Source organism: Thauera sp. WH-1 (assembly GCF_047806685.1).
In the GTDB taxonomy this organism is placed as follows: domain Bacteria; phylum Pseudomonadota; class Gammaproteobacteria; order Burkholderiales; family Rhodocyclaceae; genus Thauera.
Genome location: NZ_JBLQGP010000032.1, coordinates 18,705 through 28,358 on the forward strand (window position 1 = coordinate 18,705; position 9,654 = coordinate 28,358).

General features: G+C 65.2%; 7 protein-coding genes and 1 pseudogene. 2 read left to right on the forward strand and 6 right to left on the reverse strand.

The features are described 5' to 3' along the window. Positions 1–9 precede the first annotated feature (9 nt). Complete coding sequence (locus tag ACMV5O_RS19770) at positions 10–1,422, reverse strand: PLP-dependent aminotransferase family protein (RefSeq protein WP_416165065.1); 1,413 nt, start codon at positions 1,420–1,422, stop codon at positions 10–12. Positions 1,423–1,519: 97 nt separating this feature from the next. On the opposite strand from ACMV5O_RS19770, the gene ACMV5O_RS19775 reads away from it, so the two are divergent. Further along, the gene (locus tag ACMV5O_RS19775) at positions 1,520–2,464 is read left to right on the forward strand and encodes a DMT family transporter (RefSeq protein WP_416165066.1); all 945 of its coding nucleotides are present in this window, start codon (positions 1,520–1,522) and stop codon (positions 2,462–2,464) included. 87 nt (positions 2,465–2,551) lie between these two features. Here the strand turns inward: ACMV5O_RS19775 and ACMV5O_RS19780 are convergent, their stop codons facing one another. The 4 genes from ACMV5O_RS19780 to ACMV5O_RS19795 form a co-directional block, all read right to left on the reverse strand. Then, complete coding sequence (locus ACMV5O_RS19780) at positions 2,552–3,049, reverse strand: DUF3592 domain-containing protein (RefSeq protein ID WP_416165067.1); 498 nt, start codon at positions 3,047–3,049, stop codon at positions 2,552–2,554. Then, the gene (locus ACMV5O_RS19785; RefSeq protein WP_416165072.1) at positions 3,049–3,774 is read right to left on the reverse strand and encodes an aspartate/glutamate racemase family protein; all 726 of its coding nucleotides are present in this window, start codon (positions 3,772–3,774) and stop codon (positions 3,049–3,051) included. The genes ACMV5O_RS19780 and ACMV5O_RS19785 overlap by 1 nt, the downstream gene beginning before the upstream one ends. A gap of 347 nt (positions 3,775–4,121) precedes the next feature. After that, positions 4,122–6,521: a tetratricopeptide repeat protein gene (locus tag ACMV5O_RS19790; RefSeq protein WP_416165068.1), complete on the reverse strand. Its 2,400-nt coding sequence runs from the start codon at positions 6,519–6,521 to the stop codon at positions 4,122–4,124. After that, positions 6,518–8,332, reverse strand: coding sequence for a tetratricopeptide repeat protein (locus ACMV5O_RS19795; protein ID WP_416165069.1), 1,815 nt, complete (start codon positions 8,330–8,332; stop codon positions 6,518–6,520). The genes ACMV5O_RS19790 and ACMV5O_RS19795 overlap by 4 nt, the downstream gene beginning before the upstream one ends. A 502-nt stretch (positions 8,333–8,834) precedes the next feature. Here ACMV5O_RS19795 and ACMV5O_RS19800 point away from each other — a divergent pair. Further along, a pseudogene (locus ACMV5O_RS19800) lies at positions 8,835–8,963 on the forward strand (SAM-dependent methyltransferase); the annotation flags it as partial. 142 nt (positions 8,964–9,105) lie between these two features. Here ACMV5O_RS19800 and ACMV5O_RS19805 read toward each other — a convergent pair. Then, on the reverse strand, positions 9,106–9,591 hold the full coding sequence (locus ACMV5O_RS19805; RefSeq protein ID WP_416165070.1) for an outer membrane beta-barrel protein: 486 nt from the start codon (positions 9,589–9,591) through the stop codon (positions 9,106–9,108). Positions 9,592–9,654 lie beyond the last annotated feature (63 nt).

A 9,654-nucleotide genomic window follows, 5' to 3' on the forward strand; every position in this document is an offset into this window, starting at 1 on the left:
CTGGCCGGATCAGTCGAGCGTCCGGCAAGGACCTTCGGCGAGCGCACCGGCCAGCCGCTGGAAGCCCTCGATGAGGGCATCGTCTCCCGGACCACTCACGCTCGTGCGTATGCACTGCGGGACACCGATCCGGCCAACCGCGAACGACTCGGCGGACTTCACGACGACACCGTGTGCCTCGAGCTCGGCCGCCAGTTCGCTGGCTCGCCACGGCTCGGGCAAAGTGATCCAGTAGTGATAGCAGCCCTCGTCGGTGCGTGCCTCCAGCCCCGTGAGCGTCGGCTCGACCAGCGCCTTGCGGCGGCTGATTTCCACGCGCTGATGGGTGCAGAGCCTTGCCGCAGTGCCGTCGAGGATCCAGCCGGCGCCGATCTCCGCCGTCAGGGGCGTCGCCATCCAGCAGGTCGTGCGCACCGCGCTGGCGATCCGGCCGACGAGATGGTCCGGCGCCGCAATGAACCCGACGCGCAGACCTGCCGACACCGCCTTCGTCAGGCTGCCGATGGTCACCGTGCGGGAGGGCGCGAATTGCGCCAGGCTCGGCAGGTGTGGCGCCACCAGCACGCCGTGCGCATCGTCCTCGATGATCAGCACGTTGTGCCGCTGACAGACCTCCGCGATCGCCTGCCGGCGCGCCAGGTCCATGGTTCCGGTGGTCGGATTGTGGAGGGTCGGCGTGCAGTAGAGCGCATGCACCCGTTGCCGCAAACACGCCTCTTCCAGCGCCTCGGGCAGCAGCCCCTGGGCGTCCATCGCCAAGCCGTCCAGGCGAACACCGAGTCCTCGTGCCGCGGCCACCAGCCCGGGGTAGGTCAGGTGCTCGGCGACGATCAGCTCGTCCTTGCGCAGCGTCGCCATCATCGTGCACAGCAACGCGTGTTGCGCACCGTTGGTGACCACGATCTGCTCCGCAACCGCGTTGCGCCCGCTGAGGCCGATCCATTGCGCCCCAGCCTCGCGATGGCGCCGCAGACCGGTGTCGGGAAGATAGCTGCCGAGCTGCGTCAGCACTCGCCGGTCGCCGCCAAGGCGCAGCAACGCCTCGCCCAGAAGCGCCGACTCTTCCCCCGGGATGTGCATGTTGCGTGACAGGTCAATGAGGCCGGGCTTGCCGTCCGGCGCATTGTCGAATTCGTTCTTTTGCGTCCGCTCACCCGGGGGTAGGACGTAGGTACCGTCCCCGACGCGGGAGGTCACAAGCCCCTGTCGTTCGATCTCGGCATAGGCGCGGCCGACCGTCCCCACCGTGACCGACAGCGCGTCCGCAAGCACGCGCAGCGGCGGCAGCTTGGCGTCTGCTCGAAGGCGGCCGTCAAGCACGGCCTGCGCAAGCGCTTCGCCGATCACGCGGTAGCGCGGTCGCCCGTCGGAGACCGCCGAGCGCGCAATTGTCACCGCGTCAATATACTTGTTGACCCTCATATGTCAGGACAATACGCTTTGGAACGTAAATCTTAGATCGATTGTACCTGCATTGTTTGGGTGCAATCGACAGCGATCGAACGGATACGGACAACTCATGCCATCGAGCACCCAAACATCCGAAGCCGACACGGGCCAGACCGCGCGCTCATCCACGGTGGTCGTGGCCATCCTCTTCGCCATCGTCTGCCTCACCTGGGGGACGACCTGGCTCGGGATCAAGCTGGCCGTGGACACCGTGCCGCCTCTGCTAGCTGCGGGCCTGCGCTTCGTCATTGCGTTTCCGCTCTTGTACTTGATCGCACGCGCGCAGCGCGCGCCGCTGCTGTTTCCCGAAGGGCAAGGCGGGCTTTTCGCGCTGATCGTGGTCCTTTACTTCGCGCTGCCGTACCTGTTGATCAACGCCGGCGAGCAGTACGTGAGCTCCGGGCTCGCCGCGCTGTTGTTCAGCACGATGCCGGTCTTCACCGTGATCTTCTCCGTCGTGATCCTGCGCGAACCGATCTGGGCGACCCAACTCGTCGGAATCGTCGTGGGCTTCTTCTCGCTGGGCATGATCCTGCACGAGCAGGGTGTCGGCTTCGCCTACCGCAGCCTGTTCGGGGCCGCTGCCATCCTGCTGGCGGCGCTGCTGCATGCGTACTGCTACGTCACCACCAAGAAGCGGGGCGCCGCGATCGGAATCGTCACCTTCAACACGCTGCCGATCGGGATTGCCGGCCTCGCGCTTACCCTCGTCGGCCTGATCGTGGAGCGGCCGGATGTGTCGCAGTTCTCCGCGACCTCGCTGGGCGCCCTCGTCTATCTCGGCACGTTCGCGTCGGTCGGCGGCTTCCTGGCCTATTTCCATCTGCTCAAGCAACTGAGCCCGGTGGTGCTGTCGTTCGTGTTCCTGATCTTCCCGGTGATCGCGGTGATCCTGTCCGGCTTACTGGAGCACCGGAGCGTGTCACCGGCGTTCGCTGGATACTGCGTGGTGCTGATTGCGGCGTTTGCGCTGACGAAGCTGCAGATCGGTCGCCTATCCAGAGCGCGCGCATGACCCGACGCCACGAGGAGTTCGGTGCGCGCGCGCGACGTCCCTGGTCGGAAATCGTCGTCTGCTCGGCGTGGCGTCTAACCGTTCGACTTAGGCCACTTTTGGGGCACTGCGAAGACCTTTAAGCAAGAGCGACCCCCAATACAGCCAACCCAGGAAGAACATGGGAAAGAAAACGACACCCTCCCATGCACTGCGAGTCATGTATCCAGGTAACAGTGCCGCATTCTGTGGAGACTGCGGGTCATAGTAGACGCGCACAGAACTGCCGGGCGGGTAGCTGTTTGCTACGCGGCTCGAGACCTCGGATCGAAAGCACTGTTCCACTCCTGGCACCCTTGCGCTCGACTCAAAAGCGTTGTCGCGCACCACGTATGTGTAGTGGATGACGGATACGGAACAATACTTCCTTCCGCGGGTTTCGTGCTTGACGATGGTGCCCGTGACGTGTGGCCAATGCCTTGAGTCCAGGGTATCTCGGGCGCCTTGGATCGACTCCGCGCCGTAGTACAGGACTGGAGCACCGAGCAGCAACCAAACGGCAAACAGCAATGAACGGGGTGGCGTTCTCTGCAAACCGGCGGACATTACATGTGCGCTCGAAGCGTAGCGGAATCGATAGCCGCCAACGCCAGCTGTGCCGCGGCGGCGGCATGAACCGCCGTCGTGTCGAACAGCGGAACGCTTGCGTCCTCCTCGCCCACCAGCATCGAAATTTCGGTGCAGCCCAGGATGATGCCTTCTGCGCCGCGCTCGACCAGGCGCTGCATCACGTCGCGATAGGCCTGGCGCGAACGCGCCTCGATCCGCCCCAGACAGAGCTCCTCGTAGATCACCCGGTGCACGAGCTCGCGGTCGTCGGCCTCGGGTGTCAGCACTTCGATGCCATGCTGCTCGACCAGGCGGCCACGGTAGAAATCCTGCTCCATCGTGAAGCGTGTGCCGAGCAGACCGATGCGGGACAAGCCGGCCATGCGTATCGCGGCCGCGGTCGGGTCGGCAATGTGCAGCAGCGGAATCGTCACGGCCGACTCGATGGCAGGCGCGACCTTGTGCATGGTATTCGTACACAGCACGACGAAATCCGCGCCGGCACGCTCGAGCGCCCGGGCGGCGTCGGCGAGCACGGCGCCGGCCGAATCCCAATCGCCACGGTGCTGCAGGCGCTCGATCTCGGCGAAATCGACGCTGTAGAGCACGACTTTCGCCGAATGCAGCCCGCCGAGTCGGGCCTTCACGGCTTCATTGATCTGACGATAGTAGGGAACAGTGGATTCCCAACTCATGCCGCCGAGGAGACCGATGGTTTTCATAAACGTCCCGCGATAAGAATGAGGTTCAGACCATGCCATGGGAATTGCTGCGTTCGCAACACGGACGGCGTCCTGACTATCTGGCTGATCACACCTCTTCGGTCCGCAGGGCAAGCAGGTCGCGCAAGGCAAGTTCCGGCCGCTGCGAATGCTCGCCGAGGCTTAGCGTACGATTTTCTCCGTTTCGTGAGCTGACCCCTATGACGGTCCTGTCACAGGACACAACCCCCGGTGTGTCCTATGTCTCGCGCGGCGCCCGAAATCTGGAACGAGGCGACCAATGGTGGACTTGGCCGGGCCCGTCTCATCCGAATCGAGAGTACCTGAGGCTGCCAGGCCCCTATCCGCTAGGGGCTCGGCAAGGCGGTGGCGCCCGGCAAGCCCGCGGCCACCGCCTGCGCTCGAATGTTGTTGGCCGTTTTCGGGTCCTTTGCAAGCAGCCGAGCGAACGCCAATGTAGCGCGCTGTGAGTCACCCGTCATTAGATTGGCTAAAGTTGCAATGCCCAGCGCAACAGGCAGTTCAGGCTGCCGAGCAAGGATGGTCTCGGCATACGCGCGCGCCTTCGCCGCATCACGGATGCCGAGGTAGGCCTGGGCGAGATAAAGCTGGGCGTCGAGCGCCTGCGGCGCGAGCGCTAGTGCCTTTTCCAGTGCGGGAATGGCACGGCCAACATCGCGGTTACGCAGATGAGCATGGCCGAGGTTGATCCAGGCATTGGCGAGCTTTGGATCGTACAGCACGGCCTGCTCGAGGATCGACACGGCGGCGGCCGGCTGGCCACGCAACAGAAGGATGTAGGCCTTACTGCTGAGCGCATTGGCGTTGCGCGGGTCGCTTACAAGGGCCCGATCGAGGTAAGCCAGGGACTTGTCGAGGTCTCCGTTGCGGCCGTGGAGGCTGGCCAGATTGCCGAGCATGCGCGAGTGCCGGGGGTCGATGCGCTCGGCGCGCGCGTAGGCGTCCAGCGCTCCGTTGCGGTCACCGAGCTTGTCGAGGAGATCGCCGAGATCGGCCAGATCGTCGACCCCAGCCTTGCCCAGCGTATCGACGCGCCGATAGGCCGCGGCCGCGGTGCGCAGATCTTGAGCTGCCGTGCTGTGGATCGCCAAGGTGCGCCAGGCGCGTGGCTCTTCAGGCGCCAGCTCGGTCAATTGGCGGGCATCAGCCACTGCGCCCGCTGCGTTGCCACGCCGGGCACGCAGCGCTGCGCGCTCGAGGCGCGCTTCGAAGAGTGTCGGATCAAGCTCGAGCGCACGTTCTAACACCGTCGCGAGCTCGTCGTCACGCAGTGTTCGCGCCAGGGTCATGCCGAGCTTTTCCCACCCTTCTGCAAAACCGGGGTCGGCGGCCACCGCCTTGCGGAAAGCGTCCTCGGCGGCGGCGTACCGCTGACGGTTGTAGTCGGTGATGCCGAGTGCGAGCCAAGTGGGCGCATCGGTCCTCGCGTCGCCACGACCAGTGGCGAGTGCACGATGGGCCTCATCGGCGCGCCCCGCCTCGGCCAGGAGGCGGGCCAGTGCGTTGCGCGCCTCCTCGCTGTTCTGGTTAAGGTCGAGCGCGGTTTGGAAGGCGCGTTGCGCCGCGTCGGAGTCGCCGAGCGCACGGCGGATGCTGCCGAGCAGATTCCAATAGCCGTAAGAGAAAGGGTCGAAGGCGAGTGCGCGTTCGATGTTGGACAAAGCGGCTCGAGCATCGTCAGCCTTGAGCAGCCAGTGCGCACGCGCCGCGGCTACGCTCGCATCGCCGGGCTGGAGGGCCTCTGCGCGCGCCAGTGCCTGCTCGGCCTCGGCATGGCGCCCGGTTTCATAAAGGGTCATGGCGAGGACGCGCCAGCTCTCCGCGGAGTGCTCATCGAGGCGGAGCGCCTCACGCAGTGCGGGCTCGGCGTCCTTCGGTCGTCCAAGACGGACTGTCGCGCGCGCGAGCTCCTGGTGTGCGCGTGCGGACGTCGGCTGTGCAGAGATCCAACGGCGTGCATGGCTTTCGAGCTCCCCCCACCGCGCCGCAGCGCCCAGGGCGACGGCATCGGCAATCCATTGCGGTTCCGCAGCGGGGACGTCGGACGGCGGCGGCGGAGCTACGCTGCGATCGGCGAGTTCGTTGATCCAGTCCGCCGGCAGCGCCAGGTTGAGGTTCTGGCCGGCACTGAACACACTGGTGGTCAAGCCCACCAGTCGGCCCTCGGCATCGAACAGCCCGCCGCCGCTGGAGCCCGGAGACTGTGCGGCGCTGCTGAGGATCAGCCGTTCGCCATCCACGGTCGGGAAGTGTGAGACCAGGCCGCTCGTCACCGCCAGGCCGAAGCCCAGGGGATTACCGACTGCATGCACGCGCTCACCCGGTAAGACGGTCGCCAGCGAGCGGATGCGCACCGACGGCGCCTGCAGTCCGTCGACCGCGAGCACGCACAGGTCACGGCTGCGATCGGCTTTGACCCAGCGTGCCGATAGCTCAGCGGCACCATGTTGTACCTTCAGCCGGTCCGCATCGCGGACGACATGGCAATTGGTCGCCACGTGCCCACGGCTGACCACCACGCCACTGCCTTGACCGCTAGCGGTCCCGCCATCGACTTCTGCGATGACCGTCACCACCGACGGTGCGACTCGGGTGAACACCGGCTGGGCGTCGTCGGCCGCAGCCGCCGGGGCAGCGGAACAGACCGCGAGGAGGAGCAACAGCGCTGGGGCCGGAACGTGACTCGGAATGCAGGCACAGCGTGTGGAAACGAGACGGAGTTTCATTGCGGGCGGGCCTCGTCGGGGTGGATGGTGGCGAGATAGGCGCGCTCGGCCATGGCGGCATCCAGGCTGCGTAGGTTGCCGTGTGCGCGGACGAGGTCGGCACGGCGGCCCGCTGCGCGGTACAGGATCATCAACGCATTCCACACCCGTGGCTGGCCTGGATCGAGTGCAAGCGAGCGCTCGAGCGCCTCAATTCCCTCGGGTGCCCTGGCTGCGAGCACTTGCGCATAGCCGAGCTGGCGCCAGATCCGCGGTTCGTTCGGATAAGCAACGGACAGATCGCGGTTAATCCGGATCGCTTCATCGAGATGGCCTCCATCCTTCAGTGCGACCGCCAGCCAGTAGCGATGGTCGGGATCGTCCGGAGCGATCCGTACCGCCTCGCGCATTGCAGCGATAGCCTCGGGGAAGCGTTCCAGCACGAAGAGCGCTTTGCCGAGCTCGGTCCACGCACGGGCCGGCTCGGACGGCCCCTTCGCCAGGCTGGCACGGAACAGCTCGCTCGCCGCCTGTGGCCGACCCAGCAGCGCAGCGGTTGCGCCGCGCCAGAACAAGCCGTCGGCGCTGTCGGCAAGCTCTGACGGGAAGCGGGCGAGCAGCTTGTGGGCACGCGTACCATCCTGCGCGAACAGGAGCGCTTCCACCAGGCGCCAGCGCAGTTCTGGCCGTGAGGGGTAGAGGCGAACCAACCTGCTCCATCCTTCCGCGGCTACTCGATGGTCGCCGCGCTGGCCGGCAAGCGAGATCAAACCCAGATGGGCGGACATTTCCCACGGATCGAGCGCAAGCGCCTTGCGGTAGGCCGTTTCTGCCTCGCTGACGCCACCACTACCATGGTGTGCCTGGCCGAGCAGCGACCACGCTGCGGCGCTTTCGGGACGGGTTCCGACGAGCGCGGCGGCTGCTTCCCGCGCCTCGGCGAAGCGCTGCTGACGAAGCAGGGCTCCGGCTACACCAAGCTCAGCCACCGTCATGCCACCCGCCCGAAGTACCGCTTGGCGCCAAGCAGCCTCCTCGGCGACGAAGTCACCTTGCATGCTGGCTGCAACCGCTCGCCAAGTCCAGCCGTCAGCATCCTCCGGGTAAAGCCGCGTCCATTCCATAGCCAGGCGGACGAGCGCTTCGCCGTCCCCCACACGCGCCAGCCGGGGCGCACGGTCGCGCAACGACTGGCGCGCCGTATCAGTGTCGTGGCGCGCTTCAATCATGCTTGCCCAGGCCGCTGGCATAGCGAAATTCACGTTCTGACCTTCGCGCTGGCGATAGTCGATGACGCCGAGCAACCGGCCCTGCTCGTCGAGCAGCGCCCCACCTTCAGAACCAGGAGAGACCGGCGCGGAGAACTGCAGCAACTCGCCGCGCTCGCCGCCACCGAGTCCCGAGATCACGCCTTCAGTCAAACCAACGCCGAAGCCGAGCGCATCGGAAAGCGCGTAAATCCGTGATCCGACGCGGGGCTGTGCGCCCGCTGGCGCTACAGCCAAAGTGCGCGCATTCGCAGACGCGCTCAGCAGGCAAAGGTTACGCCCGCGATCCCGCGCAATCACGCTGGCGTCGACCGTCCGCCCACCTGCTTCCGCGAGGCGGATCGCATCGCTGCCGTCGAGCGGGCTACACAAGGTCACGAAGCGCTCCGTGGCGACCGCGATCGCGCTGACGGTGCCGATGGGAGCGCCTTCGGCATCGAACGTCCGTACCGTCAGCACGCCGTCGCGGACGGCCGTGAACAGCACGCTGGGAGCTAGAGGGCTCGCATGACTAGAGACAGCCACTCCGAGCGCCAGAGCAGCCAGCAAGACATTGCGCAACATATGGGAGCTCCTGAAATTGCGGCCCGGCTCTCGAGCGCGATGTGACGAAACAGCGTGGACTCCGATTCGGAGAGCATGACAAGTGCAGGTGACGGAATATCGCACAATAATGAAGGGGACATGAAGCGGGACACGTCCCGGGAGATTGCCAGCTGCCGACCAGGATCGGACTGGTGAGCAGACCGTTTAGGGGATAGGTGCGTCGTGATCAGGCAAATTGAACCCTTTTGTCTAACGGCTGGATGCCACCCCCAGCAACGGCGCGGTTTCGAGCCCGTCCTTCTTGCCGTACTTTGGACAAAACGAACATGGGGGAGCTGACCGTCTGGCAGCAACCCAAGTGGAGCGGTCGTTCGAGCGGCAACTCAACCTGCGGGCCGAACGGCGGGTCGTGGCCGATAGTACCCTCTCGGCATCACCACCGTAAGCAGCCGCCCGGTGCCTCAAAGACGCTTGGCAGGCGACTGCTCCAGCGTCAGATCTCGACCTCCTCAGAGATCCCGAGCAGGCAACACGCCGTGCGGGTCAACTTGGCGTTGGCGATTAAGTCATGTTCATCCACGGCGATGCTGCGGGCTTTGTCTCCGACGAGAAGGTGGATGTGGCCGCCTGCATCGGTGCGACGTGGATTGGCGCGCCGTAGCGATCGAGCAGTCGTTGGCGCGCTGGCCGCTGGCCGCGTGCGTAGACCGAGCCGATTGAGTTGGCCCGGAAGAGCCGGACAAAAAGAAGGCCCCTGCCGGGGCCTTCTCTATTGGGCTTGATCGAGCCGATTAGAACTTGATCAGCACACCGATGGACAGCAGATCAACATCATCGTCAATGTCATACCACTCCCACTCGCCGACAATGCCGACTCGATCAGTGAACATGTATTGAGCGCCGATGCCATACATGAGGTCGGTGCCATCGTCGTCAATGCCGGAGGCAGCACCGCCCCCTTCGACATCCCACCTGATCATACCGAGCTTGCCGAACACGCTGAACTGCTCGTTGAGCGGCAGGATGCCCTTCGCGGCGAGAGTCCAGCCGTCTACTTCGGCGCTGACTGCCGCACCGCCTACGGATCCACTGACCTCACCCAAATCCACCCAGGCGGCCTCGAAAGCAATATTCGGATTCAACTGCCAACCGCCGAAGATCTTCCAGCTGGTGTCCTCATCGTCGCAATTGGTGACCCCGTCGCACGCATCGATGGTTGCCTGCCCGATACCCGCACCGGCATAGAAGCCATTCTGTGCGAGGCAGGGCCATCGCACTCGAAAGTCATAACGGATGAATCCCCAGCATTTTCATACGGATATCGTCATCCCAAGCCGCCC